Raw genomic sequence first — 22,113 nt, forward strand, 5'->3', positions numbered from 1 at the left:
AATAGCGGCTCATTCAATATCGAGCCGACAAAAATTTGAAGTCACCTGGTCGGTGCAGGTCGGCGGCTTTTCGGTCGGCGCGAGCTCGCCACGATCGCCGCGGAACGCCGCTGAAGTCCGCTCTTCCCATCCGCGGGAAGAGTGCGTCATCGCGTCCGGCCCCGAAGTCTTTATCGTTCCTGCAGGCGAGAGCGGCGAAAGGGATGTCCAGGTGTCAGCGGCCGAGGACGCGTTCTACACGGGTGTTCAATCTTTGGGGTTGGTCGCCGGGGGCGTGCGAAACGAAACACATGCATCGGCGGCGTTCCGTGCGGCCACCGACTTGGATCCGGACATGTGCGACGCCTGGCTGGGCCGCGCCATGGCCGGCGAGGTCACCTCGGAGGTGATCTACGGCGCCTACCGCTCGGTGCACAATCTCTACCGCGATCAGCAGCGCGCCGGTCTCGTCGATCGCTCGCTGTGGTGCCAGGTCGAGGTCGGCATGTACGGGTTGCGGGTGGCCATGGCCGACCGCGATCAGATCTCCATCGCCCAGGCGTGCTCGTACGCCGAGGGCGGGGAGTGGCAGGAGGCGGAGGCGATCCTGTCCGAGGTGCCGCGCGACGACGTGGCCGATTTCGTCCGGATGTCGCTGTATTTCCGTACGAAGCGCTGGACCGACGTCCTCGATGCCCGATCGGCCAAGCCGATCCTCGAGGACGGGCTGCTCGATATCGCGGCCGAACTGATGACCGCGCGCTCGCTCGCGCATCTGGGCCGGTTCGGCGAGGCCCTGCCGCGCGCGCAGCGAATCGTCGACGACAGCTCCTCGGGCAGCCTGTCGTACATCTGGGCCGATGCGCACTTCCTGCTCGGAATGGTGCTGCGGCACACCGGCGAACACGAGAAGGCCGACCAACTCCTCAAAGGTCTGCAGGGCTCGGCACTGTGGAGCGACCGGGAGGAATGGCAGCGCGCGGTCAAGGAGAAGACCTATCGTCTCGAGGTCACCAACGCGACGTTGCTGGCCTCGCGCAGCGACAAGTGGGATCCCACCACCGGCGACGATCCGGCCGAGGCCGCCGCGACGGCCGCACGCGCGGAACGCGAGACGCTGCTGACCGAGGCGTCGGATCTGCTCGCCCAGCAGATCGGGATGGATTCGGTCAAGGAACAGGTCGACCGCCTCAAATCCGGTGTGCTGATGGACCAGGTGCGCGCCCGCCGCGGCCTGGCGGTCGACTCGCGATCCCAGCACCTGATCTTCTCGGGTCCGCCGGGCACCGGCAAGACCACCGTCGCGCGCGTCATCGCCAAGATCTTCGCCGGTCTCGGAGTGGTGGAGAACCCCGAGGTGGTCGAGGTCTCACGCAACGACATGGTCGGCACCCATCTGGGCCACACCGCGCCGAAGACCAACGCGCTGATCGACTCGGCGCTGGGCGGCGTGCTGTTCATCGACGAGGCGTACACGCTGATCCAGGAGGGTCTGGCCGGCGGTGACGCGTTCGGCTCCGAGGCGGTCGACACGCTGTTGGCGCGGATGGAGAACGACCGGGACAAACTGGTCGTGATCATCGCCGGATACGAGGATCAGATCGACCGGTTCCTGACCTCCAACGAGGGCCTGGCGTCCCGGTTCACCAAACGGATCCGCTTCTCCAGTTACGGCGCCGCCGAATTGGTGCAGATCGCGGATCACATTGCCCGGCGCAAGGATTCGCTGCTGTCCGAACAGGCCCGGGAGATCCTGAAAGAACGCTGCGAATCGCTGGCCCAGGAGACGCGCAACGGCCGCCGGCTGATCGATCTGGCCGGCAACGGCCGGTTCATCCGCAATGTGGTCGAGGCCGCGGAGGCCGAACGGGACTACCGCTTCACCCGCGAGAACGCCGATATCGCCGCGATGACCAACGAGGAGTTGATGACCATCGACGCCTTCGACATCGCCGCTGCCCTGGCTGGTTTGGCGCCGTCGGCGACAGGCTGATCCTGTGGCGCGCTTCCGGGTGGTGACCAAGCACCAGGTCTCGGGATGGCGGTTCCTGTTTCGCCGGATCGAACATGCCCTGGTGCGACGTGACGCGTCGATGATCGACGATCCCCAGCGCGGGCGTTCCACGGCATTGGCGATCGGCATCGCCCTGGCGTGCGTGGCGGTCGCGGGCTCGGCGGTACTGTCCTACTTCAAACCGGACAAGGCCGTCGGCAACGCGAAGATCGTGTCGGACAAGGATTCCGGCGCGGTGTACGTGCACCTCGGCGGGCGGCTGTATCCGGCGCTGAACCTGACCTCGGCCCGGCTGATCGCCGGTGTACCGGACGCGCCGGTGCCGGTCACGGCGGACGAGCTGGGCAAATATCCGCGCGGGCCGATCGTCGGCATCGTCGGTGCGCCGGGGACGATCGCCGAGGGCAGTCAACGCGATTCCACCTGGGCGGTATGCGATGCCGCGCAGACCGGAGCTTCGGCGCCGGTCGATCAGCGCACCGGACTGCCGACTCTCGCCGCCTCCGACGTGCTGACCACCGTGATCGGCACGCCGCTGACGATCGACGGCGACGCCACGCGTCCGCTGGCCGACGGCGAGGCGCGGCTGTTGCGCAACGGCGATGCCAACTGGCTCGTCTACGACAGCCCCGACCAGGGAATCGTGCGCGCCTCGATCGATCTCGCCGATTCCGCGGTGATGCTCGCGGTCGGCATCGATGCCTCGGCGGAGCCGCTGCCCGCCTCGCACGGCCTGATCAACGCGATTCCGGAGGTGCCCGCGCTGCGGGTGCCGAAGCTGGCGCAGGCGGGCGCGAGCACGACGCTGTCCAACGGGCTCACCGTGCCGATCGGGTCGGTGCTCACGATGACCGCGCCGGATCGCACGGTGTCGTACTACGTGGTCACCTCGGCGGGCGTCGTGCGGATCACGCAGGTACTGGCCGCGATGCTGCGCAACGCCGATTCGCACGGCGCGGTCACGACCACCACCGTCGGGCCCGACGTCATCGCGGCCAATCTGCGTCCGGGCTCGTTGCCCGGCACCCAGGGGTATCCGGCCCGGCCGTTGCGGCTGGTGGACACCGGCCAGTTCGGGGTGACCTGCTACGGCTGGTCCCGCACCGGCAGCGATGCCAACGCGGTCACGAAACTCGTTGTGGGACGCAGACTTCCGCTGCGCACCGACGAACAGAAATCGGCCACGCCGCTGGTGACCGCACCGACCTCGCAGGGGCGCACCGCCGATCTGGCCTATATGCCGCTCGACACCGGACGGTTCGTCCAGGTGACCGGTATGGATCCGGCATCACCGCGCCGCGAATCGCTGTTCTGGATCTCAGACAGCGGTATCCGTTACGGAATTCAGACCGATACCGACAGCACGCCCGGAAGGACCGACCCGAACCTGGCCGCGCTCGCACTGCACGATCCGATAGTGGCGCCGTGGAACATCGTGTCGCTGTTCGCGGTCGGGCCGACGCTGTCCCAACAGGACGCGCGTATTCAGCACGATGGGGTCGCGCCCGACAAGGCCGCGATCGGAATGAGTGGTGGCACCTCGTGACCAGTACCCGTCGATTCGTCCGTCCGGCCCGAATCGTGCGCGGTCCCAAGGCGCCCGCGGTGACCGAGCTGCGCCTGCAACCGCCCACCGAGCTGCCGAAACCGGTGCCCGCCTCGCGCCTGCGCCTGCTCATGCCGGTGGTCATGATGGCGGGTATGGCCGGGATGATGGTCATGATGTTCCGCGGCGGCGGCACGATGTCGCCGACCTCGATGATGTTTCCGATGATGATGCTGGTCTCGGTCTTCGGCATGCTCGGCGGGAATTTCGGCGGCGCGGGCAGTCTCAACGAGGAGCGCAAGGACTATCTGCGCAGTCTCGCCGACAATCGCAGGTCCGTGCATGCGGCCGAAACCGATCTGTACGCCTTCCTGCGCTACACCCATCCCGGACCGGCCGAACTGGCCCGGTTGATCGGCAGTAAGCGGATGTGGGAGGTGCAGGTCTCGAGTCCGCACTTCCTGCGCGTGCGAGTCGGCCAGGGGCGCATCGCCAATCAGGTCCGGGTGATCGTGCCCGAGGCCGCGCCCACCTCGGATCTGGATCCCGTGGGCGTGGTCGAGCTGACTCGGTTCGCCAAGGCGTACTCGACCGTCGGCGGTATGCCGGTGGCTATCAATTTGCTGTCCGCGCCGCTGGTCAGCTTCGACGGCGATCCGGATGCGGTGGCCGGTCTGGTGCGGGCGGCGCTGGCGGAGGTGGTCGTGCTGCACGGTCCGGATCAGGTCGGTATCGCCGCGGTGGTGACCGATCCGGATTCGCCGAAGTGGTCCTGGCTCAAATGGTTGCCGCATACGCAGCATCAGAGCGATACCGATGCGATCGGGTCGGGTCGGATGATTTACCGCAGCGTCGCCGAACTGCGGGCCAAGGTGCTGGTCGGCCTGAACCGAGGACCGTTCTCCGCCAGCAGCGAGCCGAGCCTGGACCGCAAGCAGTTCCTGTTGATCGTCGATCTGGGCGGGGCGGCGAACGAGCGGGACATCTCCGGTATCGACGGCTGCACCTGGTTGCGCCTGGGCTCGGCCGAACCCGCTCTGCCGCGCGCGCTGAAATTCACCGTGCAGCCGGATCACGCACTGTACGAGGTGAATTCGCGCGGAACCCGGCGGGTCGGGCGCGCGGACGGCATGTCGATTCCGGCGATGACGGCGGTGGCCCGCAGCATCTCCTCGTTCCGGCTGTCCTCGGTGGTCGAGGCGGTGGTCGCCGAACAGTCCAGCGGCGGCACCTCCTGGGAGGAGATGATCGGCATCACCGATCCGGGCGCGATCCGGGTGGACCAGCAATGGGTCCGGCGGCGCGATGCCGATCGGTCCCGGCTGAACATCCCGTTCGGGCACGATCCCACCGGCGGCGTGGTTCATCTGGATATCAAGGAATCTGCCGAGGAGGGGATGGGCCCGCACGGCATGTGCATCGGCGCCACCGGTTCGGGAAAGTCGGAATTTCTTCGGACACTTGTGCTTTCGGCGGTCGCGACACATTCCTCCGATGTGCTGAACCTGCTGCTGGTCGACTTCAAGGGTGGTGCGACCTTCCTCGGTTTCGACCGGTTGTCCCATGTGACGGCCGTGGTGACCAACATGGAGGAGGAGGCCGATCTGGTCACCCGCATGGAGGACGTCATCAACGGCGAGATGGCCCGCCGGCAGCGAATCCTGCGTGACGCGGGCAATTTCGCCAGTGTCGCCGACTACGAGCGGGCCCGGGAACAGGGGGCGCGCCTGGCGCCGCTGCCGACGCTGCTCATCGTTCTGGACGAATTCGCCGAATTGCTGGAGCAGCACGCGAATTTCGCGAAACTGTTCGTGGCCATCGGCCGGTTGGGCCGATCGCTGCGGATCCACCTGCTGCTGGCCTCGCAGAAGGTGCCCGCCAACCGGATGGGCGAGCTCGAGGCGCATCTGTCCTATCGAATCGCGTTGCGCACCAACCAGACCAGCGATTCACGCGATGCGATCGGTACCGCCGATGCCTACCACCTGCCGAAGAAACCGGGTTCGGGTTATCTACGGGTCGGGGCGGGCGATCTGCAGCGCTTCCAGGCCGCCTACGTGGGCGGGCCGTACGTCGCGCCCGCGCAGACCTCGGCCGCGTCGGCGCAGCGCGCCCGCCGCGCCGGTGGCGGATACCGTCCGCCGCAACGGTTCACCGCCGGGCACATCGCGGATGCTCGACCGGCCCCGCTCGTCGAGCAGGCGACGGTCGAGGCGCCGCAGGTTCCCGAGGCCGAGCCGGTGACCGTCATGGAGACGGTCTTGCAGCAGCTGGCCGGACACGGTCGCGCCGCGCACAAGATGTGGCTGCCCCCGCTGGCCGTGCCGCCCACGCTGGAACGCCTGATCTCGGCGGTGCAGCCGGGGCAGTTGCAGCTGCCGGTCGCCATCGTGGACAAACCGCGCCAGCAGCGACAGGACGTCTGGTCGATCGATCTGTCCAGTGCGGGCGGGCACGTCGCGGTGGTCGGCGGACCGCAGTCCGGTAAGTCGACCGCTCTGCAGACCCTCATCCTGTCCGCCGCGCTGACGCATACTCCCGAGCGCGTGCAGTTCTACTGCCTGGACTTCTCCGGCGGTCTGTCGGGCATGCGGAACGTGCCGCACGTGGGCTCGGTCGCGGGCGCGCGGGACGCGGACCGGATCCGCCGCACCTTCGCGCTGATCAGCAATCTGCTCGCGCATCGCCAGACGATCTTCAGCGAGCTCGGTATCGACTCCATGCGCGAATTCCGCCGCCGCCGTGACTCACCGGCCGAATCGGCGAATCTGTCCGCGCACGGTGACGACCACGGAGACGTATTCGTCGTGGTGGACGGCTGGGACATCGGGTTCGCGGTGAACAGCGGCTACTTCGACGAATATATGCCGCTGATGGAATCCATCGCGGTGCAGGGCCTGAATTACGGTGTGCACCTGGTGCTCTCGAGTTCGCGGTGGGCGGCTATCCGGTCCGCGATCAAAGATCAGCTGCAGACCCGGCTGGAATTCCGTCTGGGCGACCTCACCGACACGGTGTTCCCCGCGCACCGCGCCGTCGTGGCCTCGATACCGCCCGATCGTCCGGGGCGCTGCCTCTCCAATGACGCCCTGCACATGCTCACCGCGCTACCGCGCACCGATGGCGTCGGCGAGTCCGAGTCCGCCGCCGCCGGATTGGCCGCCACGGCAGAACAACTCGGGCAGACCTACGCCGGGCGTCGGGCACCGGCGGTGAAGCTGCTGCCCTCGCGGATCGGCATGGACGAGCTGCTTGCGGCGATGCCGCCGCCGACCACGCTGGCGCAGCAACTGGTGCTGCCCTTCGGAATTCGCGAATCCGATCTCAGTCCGGCCAGCGCCGACTTCGGCGTCTCCACCCACCTGATCGTGCTCGGATCGCCGGGCTGCGGGAAATCGACAGTGCTGGCCGCGCTGCTGGAATCCATCCGCACCCGGTTCACCAAGGATCAGGCTCGGGTGCTGCTCGTCGACTACCGTCGCATCCACATGGACGCGATTCCGGATGAGCAGCTGCTCGGTTATCTGACCAGCGAACGCGATCTGACGGAGAACTTGCCCGCATTCGCCGCCCGGATGCGCCAGCGTCGCGCACCCGACGATGTGACCTCGCAACAGCTGAAGGATCGCTCCTGGTGGAGCGGCCCGGAGATCTTCGTGGTGATCGACGACTATCACATGGTCGCGCAGCGCGGTGCGATGAATCCGCTCGAGCCGTTGAAGGACATCATCATCGACGGCCGGGACACCGGTTTGCACGTGGTGGTCGCGCGAAATATCGCGCAGGCGGATATGGCGCTCTATGACAATGTGCTCGGTCAGATGAAGAATCTGAATTCGTCGGGTTTCATCATGGACGGTTCGAAGATGGACGGTGCGCTCATCGGCGATGTGAAGGCCGCCAAACAGCCGGTGGGTCGTGGCATCTTCGTCGAACCCATGCACTCGCGCCGGGATCTGGTGCAGGCGGCCTGGACCGCGCCGCAGGGCTGATTCGCAGGTAGTGGGCCGATTCAGACGATTCCCAAGGTTGGGAATGGCTTAGCGTTCTTGCTGGATGGCTTGTTACGAGCCGCCCGGAGCAGTAGTCAGGAGAGGGTCCATGGCTGTTGAATCAATCGAAGCATTTCTCGAGGAATTCCCTGTCCTCAGCGCACAGAAGGTGGCTACCAGCACGACACTGAACGGCGTCATGAAAACTGCCGCGGCCGCGGCTCGGCCCACGTCGGCCGCGTCGGATCCGGTGAGCAAGCTGGCGTCCACCGTCATGAAGCTGTATCAGAACGTGTTCTTCGCCCCGACTCAGCAGGGTTCGAACAACCTGGGCCTGGGTGGTGAGCACCTGGGACCGGTGAGCATGCAGTATGCGATGTCCGATACCAGCGGGTCCGCCGCGGTCGCCGCCGAGCGACCCGGCGGTATCTGACCGGCGAGGCTCCGATGTCATCGCCAACGTCCGACCTGGTCAGTTTAGGGCAGGCGGTCGATCTCGTAGAGGCATTCGCCGGTGGACTGTCCGCACTCGCCGACTTCGTCGAGTCATGGGATTTCGGCGCTTGGCCGCCGGAGGTGAATTCGGCTCGGCTGACCTTCGGGCCCGGTTCAGCGCCGATGATCGACACCGCGGGTGCGTACACCGGTATGGCCGAAGCGCTCAATGCCGCGGCGGCCGCCTCCGACGGCTCGACCACCGCGATGTCGGTGTCCTGGCGTGGGGTCGGTTCGGACAGCGCGCAGGCCGCGTTCCGCAATCACGCGAACTGGCTGCGCGGCCAGGCTGCGGTCGCCGAGGAGGCGGCCGCACATGCGGCCGCTGTCGCGGGTGCGTATACCGCGGCGTACGCCACGATGCCACCGCTACCGGCGATCCTGGCCAATCGGCTGACCACCGCGACGCTGATAGCCACCAACGCCCACGGCGGCAACACCCCGGCCATCATGATCAACGAAATGATCTACCTCGGCATGTGGATCGACGCGTCCGTCACGATGTACGCGTATCACGGCGAGGTGCTCGCGACCTTGTCGAGCCTGCCGCCGCCGCTACCGCCACCCACCATCACCACCGGAGCCGGATCCGGCCCGGACCCGTTCAGCGGTCCCCTGGGCACTGGATACTCGACCGGCGGATCGGGCGGGTCCGGCGGCGGCGGAGGTTCCTCGGGCGGGCCGAACGGAGGCGGTAACGGTCCGGGCGATTCCGGTGGCGGCGGGAATACCACCCCGACCGATCCGACCCAGGCGGTGAATCCGACCGATGCGGGCACTGGCGCGGATCAAGCGGTCTCGGATGTGAATCAGGCCGCGAGTTCGATGACCGACGCGCTGAACCCGGATGGGTCCACCGGTGACTACCTGCAACAGCACGGTTTCTACGGCACCTCGCCGTACTCCACGACGCTGGCGGGACTCAATGGCGGCGCGGGCAGCGTGGTGGCGTTCTCGATGATGCGCGGCGGTATCGGCGATATGCCGGGCACCGCCACCGGATTCAAGATGCCCGCCAACTGGCGGATGAGCGCCGCGCGTGCCTTCGGCGCCAGTCAGGCCGAACCGGAGCCCGCCACCGCGGGACGTCGGCCGGCCCCGCGCAGGGGCGTGTCCGCTCCCCGGGAGCAGATGCGTCGTCGCCGGAGGAAGGATGAGAAGAACAAGTCCGAAAAGGTTTTCGTGCCTGGCGAACTGCTCGACGTCCCTGTGCTCGAATTGCCGCCTGTCATCGGTGTCATCGAGGCCGACGACGAACGGTCCGAGGAACACAGTGGTAAGGATTCGGCAACCCTCGGCGTACTCGGGCTCGCTCACCGCGAATCGGCCTCCGAAGACCTGGCCGTGCAGACGCCGGCGAGATGAACGTGAACTCGATCGAGGAAGGAGGTTCGGGTGGGTGTCGCGATATGGACGCCCATGAATGTCGATTACCGGAATGCCGGAATCAGGCATCCGGTAACTCTCCGGAACATTACGTTCGTTCCGACTGATTCGAACCTCCTGAAAGGATTTGAAAATGGCAGGATCAGCATTTACCGTAGCGGATACTCCGGCAATGGAGGCGGCCGCCACCAAGACTGCTTCCGGGCTCGGTGAACTCCAAGCCCACCTCAACGGCCTGGCCGGATGCCAGTCGGCCTTCGAGAGCGCCTACCAGGGCCAGACCGGAATCGCGATTCAGCAACAGTACACATCCACATTGGCCACCGGTAAGGATCTTGCCGGATTTCTTCAGTGGTTTTTGGACAACTTGAAGGCCGCGCACGTCAAATTCGCGGAGCACGATCTGGAACAGAAGGGTTTGGTCGCCGGCGCGGGCGAGGATGGGCTTTCCAGCGAAGTGAGCGGTGGCCTGCCCACCGCCTCGAAGGTCGACCTCAGCTCCATTTGATCCGAGATACGAAATAATCGCCGTTCTCGCCCGAAAATTTTTCTCGCAATAGATAAAAGGTGGAAGATAATGAGCGCTTCACGGATAGCGATCAACCACGGTCAGGTGGCCGACACCGTCGCTCAGGTGAAGAAGATTATTGCCAACATGGACAATAACACCAAGAACCTGCACGACACCTCACAGAGCCTCATGGACGCATTCGAGGGTGCCGGCGGTACCGGCTACCAGGAAATCGCGGGGCAGCTGAAGAGCAAGCTGGACGCGTACGGCAGCAGCCTGACAAGACTGAACGCAGCCGTCGGCATGGCCCACAACAACATCACCGATTTGGATATCAATATCGGACACTCGTTCCAGCACTGAGACCGATGCATACGCCGTCCGCTCCGATCTCTGTGCCGGGGCCCGCGACGGACGTCGTGGACGACGTCTTGCATGACGATGAGGTCGAGGAGCCGGATCCGGTCTCGGTCGACCTCAACGTCGACGCCGCGTTGTTGCTGAAGGATCTGGTCGGCATCGAACACTATCCGCCGGTGCTGGCCCTGCTGCCGAACATCTACCGGATCGCGGATCGCGACCGGGTGCGCGCCGTGGTTTCCGCGGAGCTCACCGAGGTCGGCGTGCTCGTGGACGGGGTCGTGCACCCCGTGGTGGAGCACTGGTTGCAGTGCCTGTACCGGCCGGATGTGGAACTCGTCGTCCGGATCATCGACACCGGTCTGGACGGCGAGTCACGCGGAATGCTGCGGCTGTCGCTGGTGCGTTCGGGTGATTCGCACGTCCTGGCGGTCCGCAGCGACGACCACATCGTGATCCAGTCGGTCTTCCAGGAGGGAGAACATCTGGACACCGTGGCAGCGGTGCTGTCCGCGGCGCTCGGTCCCGGCGCGGCGTTGCGGTTCGAGCCGGTGACCGCGACCCGCGAGCAGGTCGACGACCTGCCGGCCGACTCGGTCGAGCGGCGGCGGGCGTTCGCCGAACTGGGTGCGGCGCCGCATACCGCGGGCGTGCTGAGCCGGGTGCTCGACGAGGTGGTCCGCCGGGCCGAGGTGCTGATGATCGAACATCACGACGGTGAGCGCCAGTGGCCCGAGGTTTGTCTGAGCGTGCTGGACACCCTCTCCGGCCGGATCGTGGTGACGCCCCGGCTCGCCCTGGACGGCCGGATCTACTCCACATACGCCCCGGGCGACGACGCGGCACTGCGAGCGGGCGTCGCGGCCCTGGCCGAACTGCTGCCGGGCCACAGCTGGTTCGGCACCAGCCGGACCGAGTGATCCCGCGCGAGTTTTGGAAAGGATGACGGAAATGGACCGAGCACCGAACAACAACGGGCACACGGCTGGATCCGTGCGCGCCCGGGGTGGGTACGACGCCTATTTCACGCCGCCGCCCGGAACCGGGGAGGTGGCCGTCGCCGAAACGCCGCAGTCGGATGATCGCTCGAATACCACGTACACACCCGGACCTCCGCCACACGCGGCCGCGCCGACCGTCGGCGCGCCGGGGGCGGTGTCCTGGTCCCAGCCCGAATCGATTGCCGCGGAACCGAATACGCCGCCCAGGCCGCAGGCCGAGGGCCCCGTGATCGGTGAACCGGCCGCCTCGGCCGGCTACGACAGACCGGCGTCGTACGAGCGTCCGGCCGCCGCGGCACAGCCGTCGGCTCAGGCCGGTCCGGCGGCGAACGCCTCGTCCGCCCCGTCGGCGCAGCCCGCGGCGTCGCCCGCACAGCCGCCCGCGGCGGCGCAATCTCCGACCACGCAATCTCCGGCCGTGAGCCGCGTTCCGGACCGGATCGACCGCTCGCACGCCGATCGCGCGCACTACGACGCCCTGCCGGAGGTGCCGCGGCCGACGCTGACCTCGATGGATCTGCTGGCCGAGATCGCCGCGACCCGGCGGGCGCAGCTGCGCTCGAGCAGCGGTATGCGCGGCGCGCTGAACAAGGTCGGCTTCAACCTCGGGCTCTCACCCGCCGAACAGCGCACCGAGGATCGCCGCGGCCGGATCCGCCGTCAGCTGACCGTGCCGTATCAGATCGCGGTGCTGAGTGTGAAGGGTGGCGTCGGCCGCACCACTGTCACCGCGGCGCTGGGCTCGACCTTCGCGAGTCTGCGGCCCGACCGGGTGATCGCCGTCGACGCCAACCCCGACTTCGGTGATCTGCCCGCCCGCACCAGCCGGCACGCGTACGGCCTGACCCTGCGCGATATGGTCCGCACATCGCGCCTGGAATCCTTCTCGGCCGTGCACTCGTTCACCTCCATCAACAACGCGGATCTGTCCGTACTCGCCTCGCCGTGGAACACCGAGGCCACCGAGGCGCTGTCGGGCCAGGAGTACACCGCCGCCATCGAGGTGCTGCGCCGGCACTACAACCTGGTCCTGGTCGATTGCGGCACAGGGGTTCTGGACTCGGTGACCACGAGCGTGCTGCAGACCAGCGATGCGGTCCTGGTGGTCACCCCGGCCACCGTCGGCGGGGTCAAGGGCGCGGTCGCCACGTTGAACTGGCTCGCCTCACACGGGCTGCAACACCTGATCGCGAGTTCGATCGTGTCGATCGTGCATCACCAGCCGGCCAAGCCGACGGTGGACGTCGGGCATATCGAGAAACTCTTCGCCACCGCGCAGCGGCCCACCTTCGTCATGCCCTACGACGAGCATCTCGCCGAGGGCGGCGAGATCGATCTGCGTCTGCTGGAGAGTGAGACCGCGCTGTCGTTCGAGGAGCTCGCGGCGGCGCTCGCGGACGGATTCCCGAGCCAGGTCGGCGGCGGGTCGCGAGATCACGGAGGATGGCGATGAGCTCGGCGGTCGCCGCGGCACCCGCACCGTCCGCCGCGGCTCCGGCCGAGGTGGCCCGCGCCCGCATCGCGGTGATGGTGGCCACCTATCAGGTCGACGTGGTCGTGCCGACGAAGTTCACCATCGAAACCTTCATCGACGACCTGCTCGGCGTGCTGGCCACGGCGATCGACGACGCGGAGGTCGACTTCACCCCGCCCAGCGGGCAGTGGAGTCTGGCCCGGCCGGGCGACCATCCGATTCCCCGCTGGCGGAGCCTGGCCGACCACGATGTGGTCGACGGCACGGTGCTGATGCTCGCACCGGTCGACTCCGCCGAGGTGTTCACCCCGGTCGTCGAGGACATCACCGACGCGCTGGCCCTGATCAACGAGCGCGAATTCGCCGAATTCGACGCCGATGTCGCCGCGGTCGTGGGCCTGGTCGCGCTGGGTGTCGGCGCGGTGGCCGTCTCGGCGATGCTGTCCTGGTCGTGGATGCGCACCGGTTCGATCGGGTGGTGCGGCGTCCCGGCGCTCCTGCTCGGGCTGCTGTGCTGGTGTGGTGCGGTGGCGGTGCGGCGGCGTGCGTCCTCGCCGCGGATCGGGTTCGGCCTGGCGATGTCCTCGCTGCCGCTGCTGTTCGCGGGCGGGGCGATGCTGGTTCCGCCTGCCTTCGGGCGGCCCGGGCCGTTCGCCGCGGCGAATCTGGCAGCGGGTGCGGTCGTGGTGGTCGCCGCCGCGGCGGTCATGTTGCGGCTGACCAGGATCGGTGCGGCGACGTTGACCGCGGTGCTGATCCTCGGCGTCGCGGTGACCGCGAGCATTCTGCCCGCCGCCTATCTGGACGTCTCGGTGCGGCAGGTCGCGGCGGGCGCCGCCTTCGTCGGTGTGCTGCTGCTGACCGGCGCGCCGCGACTGGCGGTCGTGGCCGCGCGCATCCGGCCGCCCGATCTGCCGGACCCCGGTAACGAGGTCGCCCCGACCACCCTGACCGACATATTCGACGCCGAGACCGCACGCGCCGAGGGGCCCGAACAGGAATCGGCCGAGACGGACGAGCCCGCGCAGACTCGCGTCGGCATCGAGGCGCGGGCGCGCTTGGCGGTGACCACATTGCGCGGACTCGTCGTCGCGGGCGCCGGGCTGCTGTCGGTCGCCACGGTGGTCTCGGCCGCGGCGAGTCCGGGCGGGGTGCGTGAGATCGTGCTCGGCTGCGCTGTCACCGGCATGTTGGTGATGCGGTCGCGCTGGCATCCGGATCGGGTGCAGGCGGTCGCGCTCGTCATCGCGGCGGCGGTGACCGTGATCGGTGTCGGATTCGTACTGGTGAACGCGTACGGCACGGCTCCGGCGCGGCTGCTGGTGGCGCTCGTCGTCGCGGCGGCGATGGTCGCGGGATGTGTTGCGGCGGCACAACTTCCGGGTCGACGGCTGTCCCCGGTCTCGCGCCGCATCATCGATATCGTGGAGTACGCTCTCATCCTCGTCGTGCCGGTGCTCGCCTTCTGGATCATGGGCATCTACACCGCCGCGCGGAGGATCTGATGAGGGGTGCGGGCCTCGTGGTCGCCGCACTGGCCGTACTGCTGGCCGCGGCGTCCCCGGCCGCGGCGGTGCAGCCGCCGCAGGTGGTGATCGGCGCACCGCCGCCGGACGGTCCACCCGGACCGGAGACGCCGATGAAGCAGGACAAGGGTTGTCTCACGGCCGGTCTGCTGCCGCACAGCGACGTCTCGCAGCCGCCGCCACCCGAGACGGCGCTGAATCTGCCGCGGGCGCGAGCCCTGAGCCGCGGCGACGGCGTCACCGTCGCGGTCGTCGACACCGGTGTCGCCCCGGACGCCCGGTTGCCGAATCTGGTTGGCGGCGGCGATTACGTCCAGGCCGGCGGGAACGGCTTGTCCGATTGCGATGCGCACGGCACGCTGGTCGCGGGCATCATCGCGGCCGCGGCCGATCCCGGCGATCAATTCCTCGGCGTCGCACCGGCGGCGCGGATCCTGTCCATCCGATACCACTCGGCGGCGTTCAGTCCCGAACACCCCGCCCAGTTCGACCCGAACGAGGAGACCAACCGCGAGGTGCGCAACCTCGCGCGGGCGATCACGCATGCGGCGAATCTGGGTGCGGGCGTCATCACGGTGGCGCTGCCGGTCTGTCTGGCCGCCGACGCCGGTGTCGACCAGTCGATGCTGTCGGCGGCGATCGGCTACGCGGTACATGTGCGGGGCGCGCTGATCGTGGCGGGCGCGGGCAGCACCGGTTCGCCGAACTGTGAACAGAATCCCGGCATCACCCCGGGCAATCCGCGCGATCTGATGGACTGGACCGGCGTGAAGACGATCTCCACACCGGGCTGGTTCAGCCCCGACGTGCTGACCGTGGGATTCACCACGGCGGCCGGTGCGCAGATGTCGGGTTCGCTGATGGGGCCGTGGATCTCGGTCGCCGGACCCGGTACCGGGATCGAATCGCTCGGTCCGGGCGGCAGCACTCTGGTGAACGGGATAGGTGCGCCCGGCAAACTCGAGGCGGTCGGCGGCGCGTCGTTCGCCGCCGCGTACGTCAGCGGTGCCGCGGCGCTGCTGCGATCTCGTTTTCCGGCCGAATCTCCGGCGCAGATCTCCGCGCGGCTGGAGGCCGGCGCGCACCAGCCCGCCCGCGGGGTGGATGATTCGGTCGGGGCCGGAATGATCGATCCGGTTGCGGCACTGGGTTATTCGACCGCGCCGAAACCGCCTTCGCAGCTCTATCGGGCCGCCACCCTGCGGGTGCCGCCGCCGCGTCCGGTCGATCATCGACCGATCATCGTGGCCACGGTGGTCATGCTCGGGGTCGTGGTTCTGGGCGTGGGCGTGGTCGGGGTGGACGGCATGCTGCGGAGGCGTCGGTGAGCGTACCGAGCATGGGGGTCGGAGGTGTCGAGCGTGGACCGTTCGCGGTGCTGGTCATCGCGGGTGGGCCGCTGCTGGTGGGGTTGTTCGCGCAGACCCCGATCTGGGTCGGCGCGGTGGTCGTGGTCGTGCTGCTGATCTCGGTGACGGTGCGGATCGACCACCGCACCCCGGTCCGTTGGTTGCTGGACTGGGCCGCTTTCCGGATCGGCTACCAGGCCCGCGCCGCGCACCGGGTCTGCCCGCTCGACGCCTGGGATGTCCAGGTCGCCGCGGGTGTGTGCGGTGTGCACGAGCAGGGCACGACGCTGGTCGCGATGATCCAGCTCGCGCCGAATCTGGATCTGCCCACCGTCATCGCCGAGCAGACGATCTACACCGAGGACACGATCCCGGTCGACGCGCTGCTGCCGATGCGTGATCAGTACGGCATCACCGTGGACATCGATCTCGTGACCACCGGCCAGCGGGTGCGTCCGGGCGGCAGTTACAGCATGCTGTATGACCAGTTGATCGGCTCACATCCGGTGGTCGGCAATCGGATGTCGTGGCTGGTGGTGCGCTTGGATCAGGAACGGAACCTGGCGGCGCTCGCGCGTCGCGGACCGTGTGCGGTCGCCGCGCCGCGGGCGCTGGCCAGCGCGGCGCACCGGATCGCGATGCGGTTGCGGGAGCACGGCGTCAATGCGCATCCGCTCCCGGCCGACGCACTGTGGGAGGCGAACCGGCTGCTGCACGCCGGGGTGGAGCTGTCCGATCTGCGGGAGAAGTGGAGTCATCTGGAATCCTCGGTTCCCGGACGCAGCGTCACCAGCTTCCTGATCGATTGGACCCGGCTCGGCGGCGTCGGCCTGGATGACTGCTGGGCCTGGAATCGCGGCCGGACCACGGTGGTGGTGAGCCTGGCCGGCGGCGCGGTCGGCGCGCGCGGTCTGGTCCGTTACGTCGGCTCGGCGGTGCCGTCCGCGCCGGTGGACTACCTGCTTCCGCTGGGCGGACGGCAGTCCGCCGCGCTACTCGCCTCATTGCCGACGGGAACCTCGACGCGCGATATCGCGGCCACGGAGTCCGGCGTCGACATCGCGGAGGACGCGGCGCTGTCCGGGCTGACCGTGGCCATCGGCCCGAACGGGCAGATCCTCGGTGCGATCAGTGGCCAGCCGCGGCACACCCTGGCCTTGCCGCTGTTCGACCCGTCGCGCTACAACCCGCAGCGCCGGACCATCGACGTTCGGGCGGATCTGCCGGTAGCGCAGCAGCTCGTCCTGCGGGCGATGGTGGTCGGCGCGGACGTCGAAGTGCATTCCTCCCGCCCGCAACGCTGGTCGCAGCTGGTTTCGGAGGTCGGTGATCCCACGTCGCTGCGGCTGGTGCCCGACGATCCGGTCGGTGCGGCCGAGCCGGACGCCGCGCCCGGTCCCGTGGCGACGGTCGCGGTGTTCGATCGGGTTCCGCTGCGCGCCTCGTCCGCGCACACCACGGTGACGATCGACGAGCGCGGCGAGCCGCGTCGGTCGGCAGCGGATCTGGCCATCGATCAGGTCGGTGCGACGGCACTGGACGTGAGCATTCCGATGCGCACGGTGCGGGTGGAGCTGATCGAACCCCGAGGGGAGATGCGATATCTCGATTACCCTGATCCGGTCGCCGAACACGGAGCGCTCGCCGCGGCGGGCAATGAATCAGGGGGAACAAGCGCAATATTCGAAAGTCGTTCGATGGAATCTGAGGTGGGACGCTGATGTTGGCGGGTGTGGTAACGGAATCGCAGTCGGATGGCGGCGTGTTTCAGGAATCGGAAAACAAGGAGGCGCTCACTCCGCGACAGTCGGCGGCCGCGATATTCTCCCGGCGATTGTCCGATCTGATCGCCGAATCAGTGGTCTCGACCGAGGACGGATCGACCCGGTCGCTAACGCTGTACTCGCTGGCACAGCATCTGGAACTGGCATATCCGGATGTGCCGGTTTCGCAGTCGGGGCTTTATCGCCTCATTCATGGTGAGGCGATTCCCCGGCTCGATTTGATCATCGCGCTCGCGCGGGTATTCGACGTGCCGCCGGAATATTTCGTCACCGCGGAGAGCGAGCGCTGATCCGGGTATTCCCGGTGCCGGGAACAGTGCCGGGACGGTAATTCGGCAAATGCCGATACGATCCGGGATATGTCCGCCGAGGATCCGGGAGACGTCTTCGTCCGCCATCGCGGCGCGGTGCTCGACGCCCTGCTCGCGCATCCGTCGTTCGGGCAATCCGCGCAGGCCACGGCCGCCGCGCCGATCGCCGAACCGTTCGCCGAACCGATCGCCGGGGAGTTCTCGACCAGGGCGGGTGTGATCAGCGCGCCGGACCCGGTGCCCGGCGAACCGCTGATCGAGCCGGATTCGATGCCGACCGGCGACCGGCGTCGCGCCAACGGCACGCCGAAGGCCAGCGACCGGATCATGGCCCTGCTCAACGGCGAGTCGCCCGACGAGTCGCCGGGTATGGAGTTCTCCTCCGAATTCAGCGAGATGGCCGCGGGCCGGTTGCGGAACACCTCCGCGACGTCTGCCGCGCCGCCGCCGGATCCGGAACCCGAATCGGCCTCGGCTTCCGCCGCCCCTCCGGCCACCGGTGCCGCGGCATCGGCGACGAAGGTGGTCGAGCTGCTGCGCCGCCCCAAGGTGGCGCTGGCGGTCGTGGGCGTGCTCGCCATCGTGCTGGTGCTGATCCTGGTGACCACGGGTGGGCGCAATTCCTCGCCGAACCAGGTCGTGGTGGCGACCCCGGTCGCCGCCGGACCGGCCTCCCCGGCCAAGACCGACGCCGCCGGAACCTCCGCCACCATCCAGGTGAAATCGGCTGTGGCGCACTGTCCCTCGGGTAGCACCGAGGGGATGGACGCCTTCTCCGGCCAACCGGGCAAGGCGTGGTCGTGTGTGCGGGCGTACAAGGTGGACGGGCAGGTGCTGACCATCGATCTGGGCAAGACCTATCAGGTCGATTCGATCGGCATCGTCCCGGGCTGGGATTCGGCGGGCGCGGACGGCGCGGACCAGTGGAGTAAATACCGCACGGTCAGCCGGCTCTCGTACCAGTTCAACGACAGCAACACCACGACCTACACCCAGCAGACCATGGATCAGCGCAGTCTGGTGGTCACGAAGATCGACCCGCCGGTGAGCGCGTCGAAGATCACGCTGACCGTGCTGGCCTCCAAGGGCGACGCGTCGACGAACACCGTTGCCATCTCATCGATTGTGATCACGGGACATTGACCACGCCGAGTCTGATCTGCGAGTACTGCGCGCACCACAACACCGGTGCGGATCCCCGCTGCGGGCACTGCGGTGCGCCGCTGCCCGCGCCGGCCGCGCCCGCGCCCGGCCCGCATTCGATCGTGGGCGACGCCGCGAAGGCGATGGCCGGTACCGCGCGGATGGCGGTGGACGCCGAGCATATGGTGGCCGCGGCCGGCCCCGCGGTCGCCGCGGCGGAGAAGGGCTTCGTGGCCGAGCTGATGGTGCTGGTCCAGCAGTGGCTTTCCCGGACGTCGTGGCGCGTGGCCCTGGTCGGCATCGTACTGCTGATCGTATTGGGCACGTTGATCATTCGCTCGTGTGCGAGCAGCGTGCCGGCGTTGGGCCAGCTCGACGCGATCGACGCGTTGCCCGCCCTGCTGCGGTCGGCCGCGAGCTGTCAGCAGGCCGGGGGTCCGCAGCCGGGTGACGACTGTGTGGTTCAGGCGAGCAATCCGCTGTTGATGGGCAGTATCACCGGCGGTGCGCCGCTGAAGTTCTCGGTGCGGATCCAGCAGCCGGGGCAGATCGCGCAGACCATCGCCGAGTGGCGTGCCGCCGGTCCGGCGGTCCTGGCCGACGGGAACGTCTTCGTGGCGATCGGACCCTCGTACGCCGCGTGGTACGCCGATACCCGCACCGGATTGCGTATAGAGACAGGCGGATTCACCGATCGGGCCGCAGCGCGCAGCTTCCTGGTGCGCGCGGGCCTGATTCTCTGACGTCGTCCGGGTGATGTCTTCCAGCACGTGGGAATAGCCAACTTCTGTTCTGATGGCACAATAAATAATGTGCCGTTAAACAGTGGTACATAACTACCGGCGGCACGTTCCATCTCCAGGAGGCGCGGAGTGATGATGGCAACCACCCAGCGGACGGTCCGTGTGAGCCGATTCCGGGACGACCCGACCGATCTCGAGGCGGTGTACTTCAGGTGGATCCAGCCGGGCGCCGCCGCACCCGCGATCACCGACCGCGCCGAACGGATTTTCCGCCACCACCTCGAACTCGCCGCACTGCGCCGGCCCGGTGTCGCGCTGGCCCGCCTCTATCGATTCGCGGATGGTAGTGAGCTCGGTCCGGCGATCCAGATCGTCAATGACGATATGCCGATGCTGGTCGATACGGTCACCTCGGCGCTGCGTCGTCTGGGTGTCGTCATCGCCGAAATCGTACATCCGGTATTCGACGTCGCTCGCGACAGCGCGGGCCGGTTGCAGGGAGTGTGGCCGCGCGAGGCGGAAGGATGGCCGGATGTGCGCGGCCGAACCACCGCCGAGTCCTGGATCCACGTGCAGTTGAGTCCGGCGACGGACAACCGGTCGCTGGACGGCCTCGAACGGGTACTGCTCCCGCAACTCGACGAACTGCGCCGGGTGAACGAGGACTCGTCGGCGATGCTGGACCGCATGACCACGGTGGCCGATCGCCTCGACCGGGCGGCGCGCTCGGTTGGGGACGCCGTGCCCGGCGAGTACACTCGGCTGCTGCGCTGGCTCGCCGACGGCCACTTCAGTGTCCTCGGATACGGCTACTACCCGCTCACGCGGACCGGGTCCGATGCCGAACCGGTCCAGCTCACCGGCACCGGTCTCGGTGTGCTGCGAGACGGGGTCGGGGTTCCCGGTGTGCGGGCAGCTGGTCCGGCGCTGCAGCTGACCGCTGGTTCGGTCGCCTCGGCGGTGCCCGGCGCCTCGGATCTGTGTTTCGTCAGTGTGGAAGATTCGGGTGCGGAACCGGGTTCGAGCGTTGCGGGTACCCATGTATTCGCCGGAACGTTCACCGTCACCGGATCACACGAGGACATCCTCGACATCCCGGTGATCTCGCGGCGGGTACATCAGGTCATCGAATGGGCGGGGCTGGACCTGACCTCGTTCTCCGGCCGGGCGATGCTCGAGATGTTGCAGACCTTTCCGCGCGTCGAACTGTTCGCCACCGATGCCCGCCGGTTGTTCGAAACTGTCTCGGCCGTCATGAATGTCGGGTTGCGGCGTCAGGTGCGCTTGTTCCTGCGCCGCGACGACCGCAGCAGTGCCGTGCACTGCCTGGTCTATCTGCCGCGCGACCGGTACTCCACCGATGTTCGGCTGCGCATGCAGGAGGTGCTGGCGGCCGAATTCGGCGGCGAGCACCTCGCCCATTCCGCGCGCGTCACCGAATCGGACGTCGCCGCAATCTATTTCACGGTGCATCGGGATCATCCAGCCCCGGCGGTCGATCTGTCCGAGACCAACCGCGATCGGATCCAGGAGCTGCTGGTCGCGACCACCCGAACCTGGGCCGACCGGCTGGCCGCCGAGGCGGCGAGTTCGCCGGAGCTGGACGTGGCCGTGGCGCAGCGCTGTGCGGATGCCTTTCCGCCGAGCTATCAGCAGGAATACGAACCGGCCCGGGCGTTGCGAGATCTGCGGAGGCTGACCTCGCTCGCGGACGGCTCCGTCGCGTCGCATCTGTATCGCGACCCCGAATCCCCCTCGGGCGATTGGCGTTTCACGCTGTACGTCGCGGGTTCGGAGGTATCGCTGAGCCGGGTCCTGCCGCTGCTGCACAGTCTCGGCATGGAGGTTCTCGACGAACGCCCGTACCGGATCGAACTGCCCGGCCACACGAGCCGGTGGATCTACGATTTCGGGCTCCGGGCTCCGGCGACGCTGCTGCGCGCGGCCACCGATCCGGATCTCGAACTCGAGCTCACCCGGTCGGGCCTCTCCGAGGAATCTGCCGAAGGCACTGTGCGCCAACGTTTCTGCGATGCCGTCGCGGCTATGTGGCTCGGTCGTGCGGAGGTCGATCGGCTCAACGAACTCGTCCTGCGCGCGGGGCTGGACTGGCGTCGGGTCGCCGTTCTGCGGGCCTACGCGAAATATCTGCAGCAGGCCGGATTCGCATACACCTTCGCGAACATCACCCGCGTGCTGCTGAGTCATCCGGCCGCGGCCGGATGGTTCACCGAATTGTTCTACGCCCGTTTCGATCCCGACGGCGTGCCCGAGACGACCTCGGCCCGCGCGGAGGCGGTGTCGGCGCATCTGCGCGATGCCATCGATGCCGTCGTCAGCCTGGACACCGACCGCATTCTGCGAGCGATCCTCGGCCTGATCACGTCGACCTTGCGCACCAACTACTTCCGCCGGGATGCGGACGGCCGGCCGCGGCCGCAGTTGTCGTTCAAATTGGATCCGCGAAAGATCGCCGAATTGCCCGAGCCGCGGCCGCGG

General features: G+C 67.9%; 16 protein-coding genes. All 16 read left to right on the plus strand.

Annotation, left to right across the window (positions count from 1 at the left end; genetic code table 11):
- The first annotated feature begins 211 nt into the window (after positions 1-211).
- Entirely contained in the window at positions 212-1,972 is a 1,761-nt protein-coding gene (eccA, locus tag NV1_RS39075) for a type VII secretion AAA-ATPase EccA (RefSeq protein ID WP_067903806.1), read from the plus strand.
- Between the two features lie 4 nt (positions 1,973-1,976).
- A complete protein-coding gene (eccB, locus tag NV1_RS39080; RefSeq protein WP_067903809.1) occupies positions 1,977-3,539 on the plus strand; it encodes a type VII secretion protein EccB in 1,563 nt (520 codons plus the stop codon).
- Positions 3,536-7,531 (plus strand): type VII secretion protein EccCa, encoded by a 3,996-nt coding sequence (gene eccCa / locus NV1_RS39085; protein WP_067903812.1) that lies wholly within the window; start codon positions 3,536-3,538, stop codon positions 7,529-7,531. The genes eccB and eccCa overlap by 4 nt, the downstream gene beginning before the upstream one ends.
- Positions 7,532-7,640: 109 nt before the next feature.
- Positions 7,641-7,964, plus strand: coding sequence for a hypothetical protein (locus NV1_RS39090; RefSeq protein WP_067903815.1), 324 nt, complete (start codon positions 7,641-7,643; stop codon positions 7,962-7,964).
- Positions 7,965-7,978: 14 nt separating this feature from the next.
- On the plus strand, positions 7,979-9,391 hold the full coding sequence (locus NV1_RS39095) for a PPE family protein (RefSeq protein ID WP_067903818.1): 1,413 nt from the start codon (positions 7,979-7,981) through the stop codon (positions 9,389-9,391).
- 154 nt (positions 9,392-9,545) lie between these two features.
- The gene (locus NV1_RS39100; protein WP_169813530.1) at positions 9,546-9,920 is read left to right on the plus strand and encodes a WXG100 family type VII secretion target; all 375 of its coding nucleotides are present in this window, start codon (positions 9,546-9,548) and stop codon (positions 9,918-9,920) included.
- Between the two features lie 69 nt (positions 9,921-9,989).
- Positions 9,990-10,286, plus strand: a complete 297-nt coding sequence (locus NV1_RS39105; RefSeq protein WP_067903825.1) for a WXG100 family type VII secretion target — start codon at positions 9,990-9,992, stop codon at positions 10,284-10,286.
- 68 nt (positions 10,287-10,354) lie between these two features.
- Positions 10,355-11,203, plus strand: a complete 849-nt coding sequence (locus tag NV1_RS39110) for an ESX secretion-associated protein EspG (protein ID WP_067903843.1) — start codon at positions 10,355-10,357, stop codon at positions 11,201-11,203.
- 31 nt (positions 11,204-11,234) lie between these two features.
- On the plus strand, positions 11,235-12,737 hold the full coding sequence (locus tag NV1_RS45340; RefSeq protein ID WP_218027354.1) for a MinD/ParA family ATP-binding protein: 1,503 nt from the start codon (positions 11,235-11,237) through the stop codon (positions 12,735-12,737).
- On the plus strand, positions 12,734-14,263 hold the full coding sequence (gene eccD, locus NV1_RS39120) for a type VII secretion integral membrane protein EccD (protein WP_067903846.1): 1,530 nt from the start codon (positions 12,734-12,736) through the stop codon (positions 14,261-14,263). The genes NV1_RS45340 and eccD overlap by 4 nt, the downstream gene beginning before the upstream one ends.
- On the plus strand, positions 14,263-15,612 hold the full coding sequence (gene mycP, locus NV1_RS39125) for a type VII secretion-associated serine protease mycosin (protein WP_067903828.1): 1,350 nt from the start codon (positions 14,263-14,265) through the stop codon (positions 15,610-15,612). The genes eccD and mycP overlap by 1 nt, the downstream gene beginning before the upstream one ends.
- Entirely contained in the window at positions 15,609-17,354 is a 1,746-nt protein-coding gene (gene eccE / locus NV1_RS39130) for a type VII secretion protein EccE (protein WP_245714159.1), read from the plus strand. Before mycP ends, eccE begins: the two co-directional genes overlap by 4 nt.
- 41 nt (positions 17,355-17,395) lie before the next feature.
- Positions 17,396-17,707, plus strand: a complete 312-nt coding sequence (locus tag NV1_RS39135) for a helix-turn-helix domain-containing protein (protein ID WP_245714160.1) — start codon at positions 17,396-17,398, stop codon at positions 17,705-17,707.
- A 69-nt stretch (positions 17,708-17,776) separates the two neighbouring features.
- Positions 17,777-18,871, plus strand: a complete 1,095-nt coding sequence (locus NV1_RS39140; RefSeq protein ID WP_067903837.1) for a discoidin domain-containing protein — start codon at positions 17,777-17,779, stop codon at positions 18,869-18,871.
- The gene (locus NV1_RS39145; protein WP_067903840.1) at positions 18,868-19,614 is read left to right on the plus strand and encodes a hypothetical protein; all 747 of its coding nucleotides are present in this window, start codon (positions 18,868-18,870) and stop codon (positions 19,612-19,614) included. The genes NV1_RS39140 and NV1_RS39145 overlap by 4 nt, the downstream gene beginning before the upstream one ends.
- A 135-nt stretch (positions 19,615-19,749) precedes the next feature.
- Positions 19,750-22,113: NAD-glutamate dehydrogenase domain-containing protein (locus tag NV1_RS39150; protein ID WP_174557529.1), on the plus strand; the 2,364-nt coding region annotated here is incomplete at its 3' end.

The sequence above is a fragment of the Nocardia vaccinii NBRC 15922 genome (assembly GCF_001613305.1).
GTDB lineage: Bacteria > Actinomycetota > Actinomycetes > Mycobacteriales > Mycobacteriaceae > Nocardia > Nocardia vaccinii.

What these genes read in the sequence shown, in the direction of transcription:
- NV1_RS39140 (WP_067903837.1), top strand. Translation starts at nt 17,777, where the DNA reads ATGTCCGCCGAGGATCCGGGAGACGTCTTCGTCCGCCATCGCGGCGCG.
- NV1_RS39095 (WP_067903818.1), top strand. Translation starts at nt 7,979, where the DNA reads ATGTCATCGCCAACGTCCGACCTGGTCAGTTTAGGGCAGGCGGTCGAT.
- NV1_RS39100 (WP_169813530.1), top strand. Translation starts at nt 9,546, where the DNA reads ATGGCAGGATCAGCATTTACCGTAGCGGATACTCCGGCAATGGAGGCG.
- NV1_RS39090 (WP_067903815.1), top strand. Translation starts at nt 7,641, where the DNA reads ATGGCTGTTGAATCAATCGAAGCATTTCTCGAGGAATTCCCTGTCCTC.
- mycP (WP_067903828.1), top strand. Translation starts at nt 14,263, where the DNA reads ATGAGGGGTGCGGGCCTCGTGGTCGCCGCACTGGCCGTACTGCTGGCC.
- NV1_RS45340 (WP_218027354.1), top strand. Translation starts at nt 11,235, where the DNA reads ATGGACCGAGCACCGAACAACAACGGGCACACGGCTGGATCCGTGCGC.
- eccD (WP_067903846.1), top strand. Translation starts at nt 12,734, where the DNA reads ATGAGCTCGGCGGTCGCCGCGGCACCCGCACCGTCCGCCGCGGCTCCG.
- NV1_RS39105 (WP_067903825.1), top strand. Translation starts at nt 9,990, where the DNA reads ATGAGCGCTTCACGGATAGCGATCAACCACGGTCAGGTGGCCGACACC.